Below are 19,729 nucleotides of genomic sequence, written 5' to 3'. Positions count from 1 at the left end.
CTGTCGCCTTCTGAGCTTGTTAGCGGCACCCTCGAGAAAATCTTTAGCCCATGGCTTCGGAATATTGTAAGAAAACGTAACAGTGCACAGGCGCCTCGCGTCAGCTATTCTTTAGCACTGATCTACTGGTTTAAATCCGGCAGGAACAACATGAGTGCAAGCGCAGGCGAAATCACTGTTTCGATTCCCCATATGGAGCACTACGCCTTTTCAGCTAATTGGGGAGCCTTGTCCCAATGCCTCGATCACCTCTTCGAACATTTGCTCAACAAAGATGGAGCCCTTGAGCAAACACATGAGTTCGATACCATCCTTAATCAGGATGTCCGAATCCGGGCAGGGCTGCCACCGCTTGACACCTCCATGACCCTGGAAGAGCGGTGTTACTGGTACCACCGATTGGCAACAGCCATTACGCAGTATTTGGCCAGCCCCCACTATCAGCATTCGGATCGGGAACTTGCCGTTCTCATCTTCATGAAACCGTTTCTTCAAGATATTTTCTACATTAGCCACTTTGGCAACATGGACCACATACTCTGGCACAGAGGATTGCTCGATACAGCAGGGCAGTTAGACCCAAACAGCAATCGCGATATCACTTATGCCCTTGCCTGTCACACCATTCATAGCCGAGTAGAAGTGAACTACCGTCAACTGATGGGGACGGTCCCGCAGACCGCTTTAAGCGCCTACATAGGCCTTTTGACAACCTTTAAACACCCCTTTGATGAGCAGAGCCGTAAGAACTTCAAAAGTCTGTTTGATCAACACCCCATCATGGCTGAAGCTACCGCGCCTACGTTGGCACATGTGTCCCGGATTATCCCAGGCTGGATGAATTGCACTTACTGGGATATATCCAATCGTCATGACTTCAAGCGCAGTGCCAACCAGTTAATTAAGAGGTGGCTCGATAACAGGTTGCCCAAGAAGACTAAGGACTTGGCAACAACCAATGCGCGACGCAAGCCTACTGAAATCAAAAGAGTCGTCATTGCCTCTGAGAAGTATCGAACGCCGCATGCAATGTATCGCTGTTACCATACCAGATTGGCAGCGCTCAAAAACCATTACCACACGATTTTGGTTACTAACGAGAAGGATTATGATGAGAATTCTGCAGAAGATTTCCATGAAGTCATTCACGTCTCGGAGAACCTAAGTGATATCAACGAAGCGGTAGACGCTATAGTTAATCAAGAACCCGATTTAGTTCTTTACCCGTCACTGGGAATGGCTGCCTGGTCCATTATCACCTGCAATATTCGACTAGCTCCCTATCAAGCTATGTCGTATGGGCACCCTGCATCGGCTGCCACGAGCACTATTGATTTCGGCGTAATCGGCGGAATAGAGGGAATTGAGTATCAGCGTTTTTTTGAAGAGAAATTGGCGCCTCATCGGCTTCAAAGTAGACCTCACACTCCCCACCCTGCTTTCTCATCTGAAATGAAAAATCAGCCTTCGGAAGACGGCGTTGTTCGAATTGCTATTAATAGCACACTAATGAAGATTAGTCTTCGCGTCATAAATCTATGTCAGATCTTGGAAAACGAGTCCACGGTTCCGCTTGAATTTCATTTCTTCCCAGCATCTCCCACCGGTTCAAAACATACTGCATTCGCTAAATCGCTTTCACAACGATTAAAAAGTCAGTTCCAGGTACACCACGTTAAGCCCTACAAGAATTACATGGAGGATTTGGCAAAATGTGACCTAGCCCTAGGAACTTTCCCTTTTGGAGGGAGTAACACCAATGTCGACACACTGTTGTTGGGAATCCCCAAGGTCATCTTTACAGAAGGCAGTGACGTAGCAAGCTACACGGACCTTCAGGAAATAAGAACCTTGGGCATGGACAATTTACTCAACACCACCAATGAACAGGCATTGATCGGTAAACTCATTCATCTGATTCATAACCCCCAAGACAGAGAGCATATTAGTTACGAGATATTACAGCGAGACCCGCAGTCAATTTTTTTCAAGCCCGAAATCCACAATATTAAAGATCAATTTGTTAATGCAATAGCTTGGTTCGAAGAACAATCCACTGTAATTAATAATATTCATGAAAGCCCGAACCAATAGACGATTATGAACATAGCGATAATGCAACCCTATTTATTTCCTTATATCGGCTATTTCCAACTGATGAGTCAGGTCGACACCTGGATCATTTTCGACGACATCCAGTTCACAGTAAAAGGCTGGGTTAATCGAAACCGCATACTTCACCCTGACCATAGAAAAACCTGGCAATACATCACCATCCCCATCAACAGAAAAGATCGCTTCACCCACATAAAAAACGTTACAATCCCAGACCCTAACTGGAAACTAAATTTCTTCAACAAACTATCATCCTACAGACAAATAGCCCCTAATTATTCAAAAACGCTCCAAATCATCCATAAATCCTTACCCGAAACCGAAACCTTCAACTTAATCGATATCCTGGAATTCTCTCTGACACAAATCTCCCACCGTTTTAATTTAAATCCGACATTCTATAGACAGTCAGAGTTAATAAACGCCAATCTAGACATACGCCATCCGGGTCAGTGGGCATTGCGGATATGCGAACACCTAGGAGCTTCCAATTATTACAACTTAAGCGGCGCGCCAGAAATATTCAGCGAAGAAGAATTTGACAACTCGGGAATTCACCTTTGGTTCGTAAAACCCAACCTGAAGCCTTATAATCAGAAAAAAAACGGGTTCGTCCCAGGCCTTTCTATCATCGATGCCCTGATGTGGAACAGCCTAGATGAGGTCGCAAAAATGGCTCAATCCCCCGGCCCTATTCTGACTAAATCGGAGATCTGCAACGAGTAATTTCGATCAATGGTGCTCTTCAAAATTCACGGAAAATAACCCACTATTTCAAGTCGGAAAGCCTGTCGATAGAAGATCAAGCTGAGCAAACCATAACAAAGGCTGTCTCAGAACCAGTAATTATAATCCCTTTGAATAAACCGCGATAACCGTTTATGGATTTAAAATGGCTCATAGAGAAACTGTTCCAGCCGCGTACCACGCAGATCTTCATAAATTTCATCCACAATGTCCTGTGGCATCTCCTGTCGCCATTTAACCGCTACATAGGGATTCTTATAAACTGAATAGTAACTTTCTTGATGCGAGGAGGTGCTTTCTTGAACAAACGCCGCCACCTCAGGCGCATAGTCCAGCCCGCAAAACTGGAACATATGCTCACTACTCGCCAAGGGGTTATTGACAAGATCCTCGTAACGCTGGACCAGAACTCGTTCCGGGTGCTGTTCTGCTAAATCGAGATAAAGATGACTCACCTCCTTCCATTTAAGGTAACCAAAATAGTCTTCGGGTCCGGAGTTTTTGCACATCCCGTGACGCCACTCTTTCCGAAAATCGGACCCAAGAGGGAACTCTTTTGGGTTTTTCCGCCACGAATTCAGTACAGCACAAGGATGTCGGATCAGGCCAATTAATTGCATTCCAGGTACCCTGCGAAGCATAGGCCCAATAACACTCTGATATCGATTTTCCTTAAACGCCAATACCGTTTCTTTGCCGTTTTCGGTGAATCCTGGATACTCCCCAGACAGTTTCTTATCCTCCTGACACAAAAAGTCATCACTTGACATGGCCATATCTATGAAAAGCTTTTCGAAGTCTTCCTTCGAGGAATCCTCGTTCACACGTCCCTTGAATTTGTAGGCAAAGAGCGGTTGAAATCGGAAGCAGATCTTTGGGTGGGATGCGAGAATCTGCCCCACCCAGCTCGATCCAGACCGAGCAACCCCACCAAGATAAAGAATTTTTTCTATCGATTTCATCGAATTAGTACCGCCTCATACCTAAAGGTATGATAGATCATGAATTCAGGTTGCTCGATGATCCGCACCTCGGAAAACCCGGCAAAGTAACCAAGCCGGCATAGCCATTCAGAATCAAACCAGGTTCCGACGATAGCTTCGCCATCCCGCAAATTTCGAAAATAGTGTGCTTCTCGTTCCTTAGTATTGAAAAAATTCCACAATTGATTCCGATCCGGGACGTCACCAAGGTAAAGAATGCCTCCTGGCTCCAACCACCCTGCTGCCCGCTCCAACAACTTTATGGCTTCTGACGGTTCGAGGTACTGCAACGCGGCATAAAGAAGGATACGATCAAATGTATCCGCCGGGAAATCGACCGCCCGCATATCTGACTCTATAGTCTCAACATTGCTGATATCCAACTGGTCGAGACTACGCAGAAGGTCCGGCGAGATATCAACTGCTAACAACCAATCGCAATCAGGAGCAAAATGGCGCGCAAACAATCCGTTGCCACTGCAAAGGTCCAACATCCGGTGGCCCCCGGTCATCTGCAGATGTTTCCGCACGGTGTTCAGGGTGGAAATCCACCTTTTCTCATCGATCGGTTGTTTATTATGAGTACGTAAAACTTGACTCTGAGCATCCGAGTCGCTGCTTTTAACACCATGATCGCGCCAGAACGTTGCCCAATAGTCTTTATTTACCATATATTATCCAAAACAATTGAGGCTAAGCGCAACATATCATTTGGTTTATAACGATGGTCAATTGGTAACGGCAGAAGGTCTCTGCTTATTCTTCGCTCGAGTTCGAAATCATCAACCTCACGATTCTCAACGTCCGACCATAGGGTAGGCACGAATATATTTTTTTTATAAAGGTTATGTCGCGCAATCGGCTTTGCCGGCAGAAAGGGATAGCAAAATGGCGTTTTAACCGGAGCGCAGTTGGCAAGACTAAATGTGTTATATTTAGAAAGATGCTCAACAAGTATTTCGTAGTTACGGTGCCGAGCCATCCGGGCTGATTCAATATCAACTCCAGACATCAATTTTTCGGAAAGCTTAGAGATGCGCTTTAATGAGCAATCAAGAGCTTCTTCGGCCTCTTGGTACATGCTGAAAGCCTCGCCTGACTTTCTTGTATACCGTGCAACAAGATGGCATGCACTGTCTGGCACGAAACGCTCGACATCCGGTTCAGTCGCGTCCCCGTCCGGGCGATAGCAATATGCACCATCCGGAACTCCAAAATATTTTCGGGCAGATGTGAAAGACCATAACTTAGGCTCAAAAGCTTCAAAAAAGGCGTGCGTGTTATCAACGAGAATCCGTCCACCCCAAGCTTTAGAAAGAGGCTCAAGTCGGTTTCCCAGTAAGCCAAAAAAATTAGTCCAGACTAACCACTCATCATTGCCCGGCTCTTCCGGTAGCTCCTTCGGGCACAATTGCTCATCTATAGAGTAAAACTCGAAGGGAATACCTGCCTCCTGAAGCGGCTGAATCAAGGCGTCGCAGCAATAGAAAGGTACATAGCAACGCTCTGGCTGGGCATCCTGTATCCACAATCCCATGCAGGCTCTTCCCGTTGACAATGCGACCGCTCCCGGATGGGGGCCGGGACCTGCTGGTGGCAGCTCAAGGTCAAAGAATCCTCCAATCGATTTCATTTACGGAGTTCCCTGAGTGAAGCACGAATTTCCTGAAACATGTATTTAATCATATCCGCGGACATATCCTGATGAATCGGTAAATTCAGGACGTGCTCGGACACCTCGAATGATTGTGGAAAAAGGGTGCGCTCCAGCGAATGGTGTAGTCGGTGGTAAAGAGCTGTTGCTGGAACACCCCGCTCCATCATACGAAAATAGAGTTTTTCCCGCATCTTATGCCCTTCAACCCACACCGGCATAGACTGAGGTACCAGCGGTATTTCAGTACGTAACGGTATCAACCCATCCATATCGTCTAACTCGTCGAGAACTCGAGCTAAATTTTCTCTGCGTTTACCAGCAATGGCATCCAGATCTGCCCGCGCGAGCACATCGAGAACTGCTGGATCAATATTTTGCTCTTCGGGCACCATGGCTTTCGGATATTCTTTTTGATGAACAGCATGGAGCAGGCCACCAGTTGCAGTCGCCAAATATTTGTGAATAGAGTAGAGAGCAAAATCCCCTCTTATCCCTAGGGAAGGATCGGGTTGCCCCCAGTGAAATGCATGAGCACAATCCTCCACCAGTACAACACCCATTTGGTCACATATAGAGCGGATAGTGGATACATCCCCTCCTGGCCAGCCGAAATAGTGGATGAGTAGCACCACGTCTATATCCGGCTCACGGACAAGGCAATGCATTATGGTATCCGAATTTGCAAGCAAATCAGTACCAACCGGATAAAATGAGAATGGGGTCTTTAGTTCATCGATCGGATCCAGAACGCCCGAACCTTCTTTGTCGGTATAACCTATATAAGCAGGTAATAAAATACGCCGGGGAGATAACCCCTGTAAGCAAGCAAGCCAGGCACGGCGAGCCGAAGGGAAAAAGCGGGCCTTGCGCGAGCCGTTCTCAGGATCGTAAGCGGCCTTAGGGATCATGTTCCCGGAACACCGTTGGTATCGCATCAACCCGCCTTTTTCACCGGCAAAAGTTGAAAAATAAGAAGACGGGCCCGCCTGATTCTCAGCGGATCAAAGAGCTTGATAAGGACTCCAACACCAGGAGACGATCCGCCATGGGTGACCCCGTATCGAGCCTGGGTCCCGCTTTCATGAGATCCGTTCACGTCGAGCTGACAATAGCGTCGGCCGTTTTCAAACCAATTAACTTTCATGACATCACTTCCTTGATAAGCCGCGAAATCCACCGAACCTGATCGACGGTCATTGCCGACGAAAGAGGGACACATATAACTCGAGCAGAAACGTCCTCAGCGACCGGGCAAGTCGCGGTGGAGCGAAAGACCGCCGCGCGATTAAGGGCAGGCCTGAAATAACGGCGCGCGCTGACGCCAGAGTCCCTCAGATGACGATCAACAACCTCGGCTTGTCCCGATGAAGCGCACAAAACGGGGAGGTATGCACCGTTGTTGGAGCCCTTGCCCTCGGGAATGATCACAGCGCCGCCAAGACACTGCCGATATTCCCCAACAAGAGCTAACCGTTTTTCAATAACCTCATCAATTGAATCGAGATTCGCCAATCCCACCGCCGCATGCACCTCGCTCATTTTGGCGTTGATGCCGCCAACCTCTATATCAGACGTTTCGGATGATTGACCAAAATTGATCATGCGCTTGGCTTTTTCCAGAACGTTTCGGTCCCGGAAAACAATACCACCTCCCTCAACCGTGTGATAAAGCTTGGTTGCATGAAAGCTGAGCGTCGCCGCATCCCCCCAGTTAAGCAGGCTCTGTCCCTGGTAATTGACGCCGAAACAATGAGAAGCGTCGTAGACAAGACTGAGGTTGTTGCGCGCCGACAAGTTGTCAAACGCCTCCACGTCGCAGGCGTGGCCATAAACGTGGACCGGAACGATGCCGTCAGTAGTTTCCGTAATCGCTTGCTCCGCCCTTTCGGGACTCAGGTTCATCGAGCCGGGGTCGACGTCCGCAAAATTCGGCTCGATGCCCTGCCACTGCATGGCGCTGGCAGTGGCGATAAAGGTGAAGGGTGTTGTAACGGCCTCGCGTTCAATGTTGAGCGCTTTATAGGCCACCTGCAAGGCAAGGGTGCCATTGGCGACCAAGAGCAGGTTTTCAACCCCAAGATAATCTTCAAGACGCTCCGTCAGTTCCCTGACCAGAGGGCCGTCATTCGTCAGCCAGGCGCGTTCAAAAACACCGTCCAGGTAGCGCTCAAGCGTTTTACGGTTCGGAATGGAGGGGCGGGTTGCGGGAATCATGATGTTTCTGCAATTTCCTTCAGATAAGCGCCGTATTGGGTTTTATCCAGCGCGCGGGAGGAGCGCAACAGCTCTTCCCTGGATATCCAGCGTTTCTTAAACGCGATCTCCTCCAGGCAGGCAATCTTATAGCCCTGGCGTTTTTCAATGGTCTCCACGAACTGGGCGGCTTCCAGAAGGCTTTCATGAGTTCCCGTGTCCAGCCAGGCAAAGCCCCGGCCAAGAATCTCCACGTGCAGGTCACCACGCCGCAGGTACGCCTCGTTGACCGAGGTGATTTCAAGTTCGCCGCGCTCGGAGGGCTTAACATTGCGGGCAATGTCAATAACGTCGTTATCGTAAAAATAGAGCCCGGTTACCGCGTACTGGGAGCTCGGCTGCGAAGGCTTTTCCTCAATCGAGGTGGCCTTGCGGTTGCTGTCGAAGGCAACAACGCCGAAGCGTTCCGGGTCCTTGACCTGATACCCGAAAATGGTGGCGCCCTTTTCACGGCAAGCCGCTTCCCGTAATTTCGGGGTGAAGCCGTGCCCGTAAAAAATGTTATCGCCCAGCACAAGGCAGACGGAATCCGTTCCAATAAAGGACTCGCCAATGGTGAATGCCTGTGCCAGACCCTGTGGACTGGGTTGTTCGGCATAGGTGATCCGAATGCCGAAATCCCTGCCGTCGCCAAGCAGGTGCTGAAATCCTGCCTGATCCTGAGGAGCCGTTATCACTAAAACGTCGCGAATGCCGGCAAGCATCAATACCGATAGGGGATAGTAGATCATCGGTTTGTCGTAAATCGGCAACAATTGTTTGGAAACACCTTTGGTGATGGGATGAAGTCGGGTACCGCTTCCGCCCGCCAGCACTATACCTTTCATGAAGCCCCCATCGCGTTCAACCCCCGGCGTTCCAAATCAGTATCGGATTGATTAACCCATTCCAGGTGCTCAAGATACCAGTCCACCGTGTTCGCCAGACCTTGCTCGAAGCCAATACCCGGGCTCCAACCAAGCTCCCGTTCCGTGTCAGCCGGATCAATCGCATAACGCCGATCATGCCCCGGACGGTCTGGAACCATGCAGATCAGTGACCGCAAGTCAACTCCCGCAACCATTCCCTTATTCATGAGCAGATCACACAAGCTCTCTACGATCTCACGGTTCGTATGCTCATCCCGATTTCCCAGCAGATAGTGCCTGCCGGGCGTCCCATTTCGAAGCACTTCGAGTAGGCCATGCGCGTGATCCTTAACATGCAGCCAGTCACGCACCTGACTTCCGTCTCCGTAGACCGGAAGTATCTTGCCGCTCAGAGCACGGAAAATCATATGCGGAATCAGTTTCTCCGGATGCTGTCGCGGACCATAATTGTTTGAGCAATGGGTGGTCAGTACCGGGATACCATAGGTTCGGCCCCAAGCGCTTACCAGATGGTCCGCACTCGCCTTACTGGCTGAATAGGGGGAACTTGGAGCATAAGGCGTATCACGCGAGAAGGGAGGTGCGTCACTGGCAAGATCACCAAACACCTCATCCGTACTCACCTGCAAGAAACGAAACCCGGCTTTATCACCCTCGCTAAGCCCGGCCAGCCAATGACGGCTTGCCTCCAGAAGTACTGTGGTTCCTTTAACATTCGTCTCTACAGCGGGTTCGGGCCCATCAATGGAACGATCCACGTGAGACTCTGCCGCCAGATTGAGAACAGCTTGAGGCGCGAACTCTTGGAAAACCCTGTTAACCATCAATGGATCGCAAATATCCCCCTTGATAAAGCGAAAGCGTGGATTGCCTTTAACACCCTCAAGATTCCGAAGGCTTCCAGCATAGGTGAGCTTATCCAGAACCAACACCTCGTAATCGCTGAACTTGAGCAGCAGCTCGACAACGTGTGATCCAATAAATCCAGCACCGCCGGTTACGAGGACTCGCATCAGATTCCGCTCTCCTCGAAAAGAGCTCGGCTTGTACCCAAAAGCACTTTAATATTCCCCCACAATTCCAAAGAATTGGCCTCTTTTCAGTCAAAAATAGTTTTCATTTTATCTCTGGAGTACTGCTGAAAGTATCTTCCTGCCGTTATAGCCGAGGAACTGATTTATGTGCGGCAATTTCTCGCCATGTCTATACTTGTATCTATAACAGAAGCAAACCGCATACCATTTGACGAGCGAACAGTAAGATACCTACTGCCAATCCCCACCAAGCACATCCTCTTCCCGAGGAATCCGAGGTCCAATATCATTTCCAAGCCAATATCGATGGCTTGGTGGTGGCGCATCATCACTTGGCCGCAACAGCCGCTCCATTCGACCCGCTTCGCGAGGGTCACCGGCTTTTCGAAGAGAATTTATACGCCGCCGGTTTCCCTCACGCACAGCGAGGACTACCTCAGTGAAAGACAAGAAGGCGTTGCAATAGAGTCGGACAGCTTTGGAGTACCGGTTTTTTCCAAATTTGCCTCTTTTATCCTCAAAATCGAACTTCGGGCTGTCTTCTGCTCGCAGAATGACAACCGTAGCGAGCAGTGGGTCAAGGATGGCGCTTCGATATCCACGCCGTGAAGATTGCCTACTTTGACCATAGGCGGACCGATTTTCGTTGGGAAAGTAAAGGCGGCCTTTCTCCACAAGAGTGGATAGCTCCAACGCCAGATCTTCACGGTTTTGCACATTACCCAATACGTCCATGCCCTCATCGCTTCGGTCCAACTCGTGGTGGATGCGGTTCATGCAATCGATCACGGCTTCACTCCAGACCTGCACCCGCTCAGCCCAGTTCTCGACATCCTGGCGCAGGGCCCCTATGCGTCAAGGTAGTTGTCGCCTGATGATTTCAGAGGACAACCATGCCCCATTATTCACCGGAACGTAAGGAAGCCATCCTCCAGAAGATGGCGCCACCGCGCAGCTTGACTGTGGCCGAGTTGGCCAGCCAGGAAGGCATCAGTACGGTAACCTTGTACAATTGGCGTAAAGCCGCCAGAGAGCAAGGTGCCGTTTTGCCATCGAACTCAGCCACCCCCGAGAAGTGGAGTAGCGAAGAGAAGTTCCGCATTGTGCTGGAGACCGCCCCAATGACGGAGGCGGAGCTCGGTGAATATTGCCGCAAACACGGTCTGTACCCGGAGCAGATCGAGGCCTGGAAAGCCGCCTGTGCGGGGGCTAATGCCCAGTCTGATGAGCAGGCCAAAAGGAACCGGCAAGCGACCAAAGCCGAGAAGAAACGAACCAAAAAACTTGAGTCGGAATTGCGACGCAAGGACAAGGCGCTTGCGGAAACGGCGGCTCTGCTGACGCTGTCAAAAAAAGCCGAGGCGATCTGGGGCCCCAAAGACGAGGACGAATGACCAGCCTCCCGGATCGCCAGCAGGCCATTACTCTGATTGAACAAGCGCAGAGTAGCGGAGCCCGGCTGGAGAAGGCTTGTGCCTTGCTGAACCTGACTGTACGCACTTATCAGCGCTGGACGACTGACAAGGGTGTCAAAGCGGACCAGAGGCCATTGGTGCCCAGAGCGGCGCCGAGCAATAAACTGACGAACCAGGAGCGCCAGGCCGTGGTATCGCTGTGCAATCAGAAAGAATATCGAAGCTGCCCGCCGGCGTTTATCGTGGCCGATCAGCTGGATCAGGGACGCTACCTGGCCTCGGAGTCAACGTTCTATCGGGTTCTGCGTGAGTACGATCAGGTGCACCCCAGAGGCCGACAGAAAGCACCTGAGAGCAGGCGCCAAGCGACCACACACAAGGCGACACAACCAAACCAACTGTGGTCGTGGGATATCTCATGGTTACCGGGCCCGGCCAGAGGCACCTGGTTCTACCTGTACCTGATGCTGGATGTGTACAGCCGCAAGATCGTTGGCCATGAGGTCTACGACAGCGAAACCGGAGAGCTGGCCAGTGAGTTCATCGAAAAGGCGTACTGGCGTGAGCATCTGGCAACGAAGGACAAACCACTGGTGCTGCACTCGGACAATGGCAGCCCCATGAAGGCGTCGACCTTCCTGGAGAAACTGTACGACTTGGGCATTACGCCCTCGAAAAGCCGCCCCAGAGTGAGCAATGACAATGCCTACTCGGAGTCGCTGTTCAAAACGCTGAAGTTCCGCCCGGGGTTTCCGACAAACGGCTTCACAACAATCGAACAGGCCCGGGACTGGGTGTTGGCGTTCGTGCGTTGGTACAACACCGAGCATCGCCACAGCGCCCTGAATTACGTGACACCACAGCAGCGCCATAACGGCGAAGCTGACCAGATCCTGTTCCAGCGTCAACGGGTTATCGAGGCTGCGAAAGCTGAAAACCCGCGCCGCTGGTCCGGTGATATTCGAAAACTCAGCTTGCCGGAATCAGTGACTCTGAATCCGGAAACGGCGGTCAATTGTTAAAGAGCTGATGACTTAAACGCGACATCTACGTTGACAGACACCGGGGCTCGTCTATAATGTTTTTGATCCCAGTAGTACTTCAGGCCCCACCCCAGCAGAGCACTTGCCACAGCAATGGCTGCCTCCCAAATCCCCATTCTGACCCCTGGGTTATGCTTTACGTAATTTTTGTTGCCACACGTATCGGAATGTGCTCGTCAACGTTTTCAATTCAAGCTTAGCAGAACCTTTATCAGCGCAAAGCAATTGAAGCGCCCCTCAAAACGGTATCAGCCGGGTAAGGGGAATGGTGAGCAGCACTTACTTTATCGACAAGCTATGCCGAGCTGACAGATAATAAACGCATAAGATATGAACAGCGCTAGCCAAAGGAGAGCAGAATGGCCTCAGAAACGGAATGGCCACCACTTTTGAATAGGCCTGCTGGCAAGTCGCTCTGACAATGCGCATTGCCCTCTTCGGCTACTCCCATTTCACTCGCCACTGCATGCTGGCCCTGCAGCAGTTGGGGCACAGTGTAGAACTTTTCTGCCCAATAGAGGATGAGCCGTTACTGGCCCGTTATGGGCTCACCGGACTTGATCTACCCGTTCACTGGTTTGAGGACATGGCGGACCCAGCGTTGTTGGGCGTGCTGGATAACGTTGAGCCAGAGCTGATCCTCTCCATTATCTTCAACCACCGCCTGCCTGAATCCGTTACCCGCAAGGCCCGCGTTGCCGCACTCAACGTTCACCCTGCCCCACTGCCAGACATACGAACGGCAGCGGTCTGGTACTGGCCTTTGCGGCTGGGGCTGACACAGTCGGAGGTATGCATCCACTACCTCACCTCTACAATGGATCATGGCCCTGTGGTGCTGCGCTTTCCATTCCGCCTCCGTGATACGGAAACCCAGGGCACCCTCACCCGGCGGCTCGTTGATCTGGCTCCAAAGATCATGAAACAGCTTCACAATGTTCTGACCACCGGCCCAATTCCAGAAGGCGAGCAGCAGAGTGAGGGCACCACCTACCCCTCGCTCCGGGAAGTGGATCTCTGGATTGATTTCAATGAGCCTGCGGAATCCATCCGCAACCACGTGCACGCCTGCACGCCCTACCATCCGGCCCAGGCGCGCTTCCGTGGGCGGACCATTGCTATTCATGAAGTAGGTTTCATACCCGGCCCACTGCCCTCAGACAGCTCACCAGGAGAACTGGTGGTGGATAACGGGCTCTGGCTGACCTGCGGCGATGCCCTGTTGCCGGTCACCGTTCTGGCCGTTCCCGGCGCAGGGGTCTTCAGTGGTGAACGTTTCGCCGAGCTGTTCGACGTGGAAAGCGGCGAGTCGCTGAGCGCGACCGAATAGCCAAGCTCAGCCAAGCAGCCGAGCCAAATCTAACGACGGCCGTGGCTCCGTCACCACGGTCTGTTCTACCAGGGAATGCGTGCCGTCATCGCGCCGCAGGATGGGATCCAGGTAGAAGTGCCCCTGTGGATTGGCCACACAAAGCATCTCCAGCGGACGTTCGCCCAGGGCGCGTTTGGCCACCACTGCCATCTCACCGTTCTTGAGCTGGACGAGTGCGCCGGGCGGATGAATGGTCAGCGTATTATAAAGCGCCCGGTAATGGGCCTTATTCGGGTCGTCCCGAGCGACATCCAAGAGGTAACTCAGGGCCTCATCCGTGCGATAGCGTTCACGATAGGCCCTGCGGGTAATGAGCGCCACATAGCGTTCCGCCATGGCCAGAATCCGCGCCGGCTGGCTGATGGCCTTTGCCCGCAACCCGTTAGGGTAACCGGAACCATCCCACTCTTCGTGATGCTGGCGAATGGCCGTTATGATCGGCTCATCGGCCACCCCAGCCGCCGTCAGAACCTCCGCGCTACGCTCCGGATGCCGCCGGATAATGGCCCGCTGCTGATCTGAGAGTGTGTTGCGCGAGGCGTTCAAGCGATCCTGGAATGGCATCAACGCGATATTGGCGCTCAGCGCCGCAGCCACCAGCTGCTGCAGAGCCTCCTCCTCATAACCGAGCTCATTCCCCACAAACCAGCACAGGAATGCGTAGAACAGCGTCTGCTCATGGACACTGGGCCTGGCGGCGTACACATGGATCAACGCCAAGCAGGCCTCCGGGTTGCTCATGCCGGCCAGGCGTACCCGCTGAACCAGATCCATCAGCCGCTGCCGAGCATCCTTCTGGCCACGCGCTAGCGCATCCAGCGCCCGCTCCAGGGCCACCAGCAGGAATCCATACTCAGTGAAGGGATTGATAGGGTTGAGGGAGTCCACAGCCGCAGCCTCGGAGACCAGCACCTCCTCCAGCCGCTCGGGCGGATGGTAATACCCCTGTGCCCGGAGCCGCTCGCATTCGCCTTGGGTCTGGATTACATGCCCCTGGGGCGCAAGCTGCCAATGAGAGGCGTTGTAAAGCGGCCACAGCAGCGGCCGCCCTACCTCAAGCAGATCTGGCGCAACCTGGACGGGCTGGCTCATCACAACTGAATCCTTGTTCATTATTCCCGGATAATGGCGTGGAGTCTAGCGCATAAATGCTCCACACAGCGACCCCGGAAAAGCGGCAAAAGCCTGCCAGAAAGTCGGCACTTCTGCCGAAAAACCATCCCTATACGCCTCAGTGGAAATCCATTTTTTATTTTATAAACAGAAATATGAAACCGAAAAGCCAAAATTGGCACACCCTTCGCTTAACCGACCTCAGCAGAACAATCTTTGATCGAACCAGTGCCGGCACCGGCAATGCCCGGCCGGCAGCGAGAAGGCGGAGGAAAAAGCCATGCCTCAGATCATCAATACCAACATCGCGTCTATCAACGCTCAGCGTAACCTGGAGCGGAGCCAGGACCAGGGGGATACCGCTCTGGAGCGTCTTTCCTCCGGTCTCCGCATTAACAGCGCGGCAGATGACGCAGCCGGTTTGGCCATTTCGACCCGATTCGAATCCCAAACCCAAGGACTCGAAGTCGGCATCCGAAACGCCAATGACGGGGTCTCGCTCGCGCAGACTGCCGAGGGTGCACTCGGCTCAATGACGGACAACCTGCAGCGGATCAGGGAGCTCGCACTACAGTCGGCTAATGCCACCAATAGCCCGCAGGATCGTGAATCCCTTAACCAGGAAGTTCAGGAGCTCAAAGCTGAGATCGGGCGAGTCTCCGAACAGACTAACTTCAATGGCACCAAATTGTTGGATGGCTCTTTCGACGGGGCTACGTTCCAGATAGGCGCGAATAGGGGTGAAACCGTAGGGGTTAACATTGCTGGTGCCACACCTGGTCAGTTGGGAAGTAGTGCAACAGACGGTATTACGGCTTCTCCCTCTAATGAAAGAATCGAGAGTGGCGATCTTGTAATCAACGGCTTTGCGGTCCCCTCCTCAAAATCTGATGCTGATCAAACATCATTTACTCAGAACGATGCGAGTGCCATAGCAAAAGCTACCGCCATAAACCAAGTCTCCGATAGCTCTGGTGTAAAGGCGGTGGTTAATGAAACATCTGTGAGCGGCTCAACTCCCGCAGCAGATTTCGATGACCTTCCCCAGGATGAGGAGCTCGTCATTGAAATTAATGACGAGCGATTGACCCTTCCACCAAGTGATGGATTCAATTCCAAAGAAGGATTCCTAAGAGCCGTAAAAGAAAGCATCAATGAAGTCTCTGGAGCTAGCGGGGTTGAGGCCGTTTTCGAAGGGAATCCCGATAAAGGTATAACTCTCCAAGCGGATGATGGACGCAACATTACTCTCAATGTTCCACAGGTTGATTATGGATCTGGACCTGTAGACCAGTCGACTGAGATCGGAAATGTTGCCAATGATTCAGAATTGGCAGCCGCTTTCGGCTTGCCTGACACTGATGCCGGTGCAGGTGAGACCCAGAGAACCTTCACTGGCACATATACGCTCATTTCTGAGGATGGCAGCGATATCAACCTCGAGACCACGTCTGGGGGGATTCAAAATGCCGGCTTACAGGTTGGCACTTTCAGCGGGAGCAACAGTGGCGCCGTCGGCCAAGAAGTCAGCGCTGATGCCATGGGCAGCGGCGACATTGTTATCAACGACGTGCCGATCGCCGCAAGCAGTGCTTCCTCAGACACCAGTTCGCCGGAATTAAGTGGTCGAGCCAGCAGCGCAGTCGCTAAGGCTGCGGCGATCAATGAATCATCAGATGCAACTGGCGTAACAGCCAAAGCCAACGAGACGACCTTTGTCGGCTCCGCAATACCTGCAACTGCACCGACTGGCGGAGACTCCACGTTAAGCGCCACCTTTGAGATCAACGAACGACCAGTCAGCGTCACATTTAACGCTGGCGACACTGTGGCTGAACGACAGCAAGCTATAGCAACGGAAATCAACAAAAAGGCGGGACAGACCAAGGTCGAGGCCGAAGTTTTCGAGGATTCATTCCGACTCAAAGCAGAGGATGGAATTAATATCCAAATCAGTGACTTCACATCCTCAACGGGAGATTCACTGGCTGATTTTGGTCTTCCCACTAATTCTGATGCGGATTCAGATGCTGGCGAGGCCCCCTTCGTAAAACGGGGCTCAATCAGTCTGGAATCCGCAGGTAAAATCGAAATTGGGTCAGTTGATGGCGATATTGAAACTGCCGGCTTTGAAGTCGGCACCTATGGATCCAACGAATCCGGCCAACTGCTTCGTGACGTGGATATTTCCACGGTCGAAGGGGCTAACGATGCCATAACTTCGATAGACAACGCACTGGACCAAGTTAACAGTCAACGCGCTAATCTTGGCTCAATCCAGAATCGTTTCGAATCCACGATAGAAAACCAACAGGTTGCTTCTGAAAATCTTCAGGCGGCCAACTCCCGGATCCGCGATGCGGACTTCGCCGAAGAAAGCGCCGAGCTGGCCCGCACGCAGACGCTCCAGCAGGCAGGTATCTCGATCCTGAGCCAGGCCAACCAGCGGCCGCAGCAGGTTCTGCAGCTGCTCCAGGGCTAACCGCAAGACGACTGAACGAATAAAAAGGGGATGATCATGCAGGCGCAGACCCAGCTGGAACAGGTAACCCGCGAACAGGAAGCGGCCATGGCCCGCCGCCTGCTGCAGGCGAACGAGCTTTACCGTTACGCCAACAGCCCGGATACGAAACCGGCCATGCGCGGGCACGCCCGCCACCAGGTGCGTGAGGCACTGGACGTGGTGCTGGGCGCCCAACCGGAACACCCGGAGGCACTGAACCTGTTGGGCCGTGTTGCCATGGATGAGGGCCAGCTTGCGGAAGCCGGTGAAGTGCTGGAACGGGCCCGTGTTGCCGCCCCGGATTCCGGCCAGGTGCTGGCGAACCTGGGCTATCTGGCCCTGATGCGGGAAGAGCCGGAACAGGCTGAGGCACTCTTTGACGAGGCGCTGACGAAAGACCACCAGTCCGCCCCCTCCTTCGCCGGCAAGGCCCATGCCCTGCGCCAGCAGCAGCGCTTTGATCAGGCATACCTGCACTACCGCACTCTGCTCGACTACGGCTCGGCCTGGGATTCCGTCTACGCCGGCATGCTCGAATGCGCACGTCACCTGGAGGTTCACCAGGCCGACAGCGCCCTTGCACAGGATGCCATCCGCCTCCTTTCCCACCCTGGCCTGCCCCACCAGGAGCTGAGCCGCTTCGTCACCCGCCTGCTGCGCCAGCAGTACGCGCAGGAAATGGCGCCGGGCGACTGGTTGCTGGATGCGGTCTGCGCGGACGAACTCCTGCTTCTGGCCCTGGAAACCACACTGCTGGCGGACGCCGAGCTGGAAAAGCTGATCACCCACGCCCGCCGTACCCTCCTGCTGGAGGTCCGCGACACCGGCGAACTCTATGAGTCCCGCCAGCGCCTGGCCATGGCCCTGAGCCGTTATGCCACGCGCACCGGCTTTGCCCAGGTGGTTTCGGAGGAGGAAGACGCCTTCATCCGGGAGCTGGACGCCAACCTCAAGGTGGAACTGCGTGACGGGTTCCAGCCGGAGGAAGTCGCCGCCGGGCTCATCATGCGCAGCCTCTACGGCGCCCTCTTCCACCAGAGCTACGCCCAGCACATCGGCCGTCTTGCGCTTGAGGACTGGCCGGAAGGCATGCAGCCACTGATGGCGGAGACCTATTACCACAAGGCCGATGAAGAAGCCTACAAGCAGCAGTTCCAGGAGAAGCAGGACGAGTTGGCCCTGGCCCGCGCGGACCTGCCCCACGCCTGGCCCTGCTGGCATAACCTGCGCATCCACCATGAGCAGCCGCTCAAGCAGGAACTGGAACAGAGCCTGGGCATCGACACCAGTGCCTGGCCCGAGACCGTGCGCATTCTGGTGATCGGCGCCGGCTCCGGCCAGCACGCCATGGAGCTGGCAAACTACTTCACGGACGTGGAGGTGGTCGCGGTGGACGAGAATCTGGCGGGGCTCGCCCACGGCAACCGTCTGGCACAGGAGAAAGGCCTGCAGAACATTGTGTTCTGGCCTTACTCACTGGCCACGCGCTTCATCCAGGACGGCAACAGGGTGCAGATGGTGGAGATTCGCCAGCTGCCCTCGGAGACCCACGGAGGCACGCCCATCAAGACCCTCGCCCAGCAGGCCCTGGGCAGCGGTGGGCTGCTGCACATCCATACCGGCGAACATGGTGCCAGCCGTGTGGACGTGGCCCTGCGCCGCATGATGGAACGCCACAAGCTGCAGCCGACCACGGAAACCCTGCGGCGGCTGCGCCGGATGATTCTGAACAACCCGCAGCATGAGGCCTATCAGGAACTGCTCAGTGAGCCGGACTTCTACGCCACGGCAGGCTGCCGCAAGCGCTGGTTCTTCCCGGAAGACGGCAACCAGCTGCACGCGCTGATGGAGAACCTCAGCAGCGAGGTGGACTGGAAGCTGCTGCGCGCCCGGGATACGGACGGTGCCAACCTGGCCACGGCCCCGGTGGTGAAACAGCTCCAGGCCCAGGCGTTCGGCACGGGCACCCAGAGCCTGGTGGGCCAGGGACTGAGCCTGTACTTTCAGCGCAGGCGCTGAAAGCGCGCCCAGTCCTCGGGTTCGTCAACGTCCCAGAGGGGCTCCAGGCACTCCACCTGGAGCCCTTTTTCGTGGAGTGCCGCCTGGGTCTGCGCCAGCGCCTGCTCACTACCCCAGGCCGGCCCTTCCAGCATGCCCGGCACTGAGCGTTTTGCGCCAATAAGGACAAAGCCCCCGTCGTTCGAGGGGCCAATCACCACATCCGCCGTTTCCAGCGCCTGGGCCGCCCTTCTGACGTAATCCGGCGTCACCGCCGGGCAGTCGCTGCCCACGATCATGCCGGAGCCAGCATGGGCAATGGCCTCGTCCAGGGCGTTCGCCATGCGCTCCCCGAGGTCCGTGCCCTGCTGGACCCGCTGCGGAATACCGCCCTTGCGCAGGCGCAGGAGAATGCCTTCCGCCTCAATGGGGGTCTCCGTCAGTTCCCGGTCCCACCAGAACGTCAGCGGATAGCCGCTATCCATGAGACTCTTAAGAACCGTATCAGTCAGAACAATGTGGGCTTCCAGTGCTTTGCGCTCTCCCAACTCGGCCGCTAGGCGGGTTTTGACCTGGCCCTTCTGGGGCCATTTGGCGAACTGCATCAACGCAGGTTGGTACTGCATT

Annotated in this window: 16 protein-coding genes; 7 read left to right on the top strand and 9 right to left on the bottom strand. The window is 53.8% G+C overall.

The window, feature by feature from the left end:
• Positions 1–150 precede the first annotated feature (150 nt).
• Complete coding sequence (locus tag H4I92_RS02370) at positions 151–2,094, top strand: hypothetical protein (RefSeq protein WP_077529037.1); 1,944 nt, start codon at positions 151–153, stop codon at positions 2,092–2,094.
• Between the two features lie 21 nt (positions 2,095–2,115).
• The gene (locus H4I92_RS02365) at positions 2,116–2,841 is read left to right on the top strand and encodes a WbqC family protein (RefSeq protein WP_223073622.1); all 726 of its coding nucleotides are present in this window, start codon (positions 2,116–2,118) and stop codon (positions 2,839–2,841) included.
• A 161-nt stretch (positions 2,842–3,002) separates the two neighbouring features.
• Here the strand turns inward: H4I92_RS02365 and H4I92_RS02360 are convergent, their stop codons facing one another.
• The 7 genes from H4I92_RS02360 to rfbB form a co-directional block, all read right to left on the bottom strand.
• Positions 3,003–3,824, bottom strand: coding sequence for a sulfotransferase family protein (locus H4I92_RS02360; protein ID WP_077529035.1), 822 nt, complete (start codon positions 3,822–3,824; stop codon positions 3,003–3,005).
• Entirely contained in the window at positions 3,821–4,516 is a 696-nt protein-coding gene (locus tag H4I92_RS02355; protein ID WP_077529034.1) for a class I SAM-dependent methyltransferase, read from the bottom strand. The genes H4I92_RS02360 and H4I92_RS02355 overlap by 4 nt, the downstream gene beginning before the upstream one ends.
• Positions 4,510–5,478: a hypothetical protein gene (locus tag H4I92_RS02350; protein ID WP_143512577.1), complete on the bottom strand. Its 969-nt coding sequence runs from the start codon at positions 5,476–5,478 to the stop codon at positions 4,510–4,512. The genes H4I92_RS02355 and H4I92_RS02350 overlap by 7 nt, the downstream gene beginning before the upstream one ends.
• Positions 5,475–6,410, bottom strand: coding sequence for a DegT/DnrJ/EryC1/StrS family aminotransferase (locus tag H4I92_RS02345; protein WP_179105599.1), 936 nt, complete (start codon positions 6,408–6,410; stop codon positions 5,475–5,477). The genes H4I92_RS02350 and H4I92_RS02345 overlap by 4 nt, the downstream gene beginning before the upstream one ends.
• Positions 6,411–6,642: 232 nt before the next feature.
• On the bottom strand, positions 6,643–7,716 hold the full coding sequence (locus H4I92_RS02340; RefSeq protein ID WP_077529031.1) for a DegT/DnrJ/EryC1/StrS family aminotransferase: 1,074 nt from the start codon (positions 7,714–7,716) through the stop codon (positions 6,643–6,645).
• On the bottom strand, positions 7,713–8,582 hold the full coding sequence (rfbA, locus tag H4I92_RS02335) for a glucose-1-phosphate thymidylyltransferase RfbA (RefSeq protein ID WP_077529030.1): 870 nt from the start codon (positions 8,580–8,582) through the stop codon (positions 7,713–7,715). Before rfbA ends, H4I92_RS02340 begins: the two co-directional genes overlap by 4 nt.
• On the bottom strand, positions 8,579–9,637 hold the full coding sequence (gene rfbB, locus H4I92_RS02330; protein ID WP_077529029.1) for a dTDP-glucose 4,6-dehydratase: 1,059 nt from the start codon (positions 9,635–9,637) through the stop codon (positions 8,579–8,581). Before rfbB ends, rfbA begins: the two co-directional genes overlap by 4 nt.
• 186 nt (positions 9,638–9,823) lie before the next feature.
• Here rfbB and H4I92_RS02325 point away from each other — a divergent pair, with 186 nt between their 5' ends.
• The 3 genes from H4I92_RS02325 (at position 9,824) to H4I92_RS02315 (ending at position 13,446) form a co-directional block, all read left to right on the top strand.
• Positions 9,824–10,267 (top strand): hypothetical protein, encoded by a 444-nt coding sequence (locus H4I92_RS02325; RefSeq protein WP_143512576.1) that lies wholly within the window; start codon positions 9,824–9,826, stop codon positions 10,265–10,267.
• A 284-nt stretch (positions 10,268–10,551) separates the two neighbouring features.
• Positions 10,552–12,095, top strand: a protein-coding gene (locus H4I92_RS02320) for an IS3 family transposase (RefSeq protein ID WP_143512552.1) whose coding sequence is annotated in 2 segments (ribosomal slippage) — positions 10,552–11,023 and positions 11,023–12,095 — 1,545 coding nt in all. Because the reading frame shifts where the segments join, the coding sequence is not laid out codon by codon here.
• Between the two features lie 442 nt (positions 12,096–12,537).
• Positions 12,538–13,446 (top strand): methionyl-tRNA formyltransferase, encoded by a 909-nt coding sequence (locus H4I92_RS02315; RefSeq protein WP_077529027.1) that lies wholly within the window; start codon positions 12,538–12,540, stop codon positions 13,444–13,446.
• Positions 13,447–13,452: 6 nt separating this feature from the next.
• Here the strand turns inward: H4I92_RS02315 and H4I92_RS02310 are convergent, their stop codons facing one another.
• On the bottom strand, positions 13,453–14,580 hold the full coding sequence (locus tag H4I92_RS02310) for an HD-GYP domain-containing protein (RefSeq protein WP_179105598.1): 1,128 nt from the start codon (positions 14,578–14,580) through the stop codon (positions 13,453–13,455).
• 301 nt (positions 14,581–14,881) lie between these two features.
• On the opposite strand from H4I92_RS02310, the gene H4I92_RS02305 reads away from it, so the two are divergent.
• Both H4I92_RS02305 and H4I92_RS02300 read left to right on the top strand, forming a co-directional pair.
• Complete coding sequence (locus tag H4I92_RS02305) at positions 14,882–17,083, top strand: flagellin N-terminal helical domain-containing protein (RefSeq protein ID WP_077529025.1); 2,202 nt, start codon at positions 14,882–14,884, stop codon at positions 17,081–17,083.
• Between the two features lie 36 nt (positions 17,084–17,119).
• Positions 17,120–19,123: a class I SAM-dependent methyltransferase gene (locus H4I92_RS02300; RefSeq protein ID WP_143512575.1), complete on the top strand. Its 2,004-nt coding sequence runs from the start codon at positions 17,120–17,122 to the stop codon at positions 19,121–19,123.
• Here the strand turns inward: H4I92_RS02300 and H4I92_RS02295 are convergent.
• A complete protein-coding gene (locus H4I92_RS02295) occupies positions 19,108–19,728 on the bottom strand; it encodes a TIGR04282 family arsenosugar biosynthesis glycosyltransferase (RefSeq protein WP_077529023.1) in 621 nt (206 codons plus the stop codon). The genes H4I92_RS02300 and H4I92_RS02295 overlap by 16 nt on opposite strands.
• Position 19,729 lies beyond the last annotated feature (1 nt).

This window comes from Vreelandella halophila (assembly GCF_019903425.1).
Taxonomy (GTDB): domain Bacteria; phylum Pseudomonadota; class Gammaproteobacteria; order Pseudomonadales; family Oleiphilaceae; genus Halospina; species Halospina halophila.
Note: the sequence above shows the minus strand (reverse complement) of the source record. Positions and strands in the feature narration are given on the sequence as shown.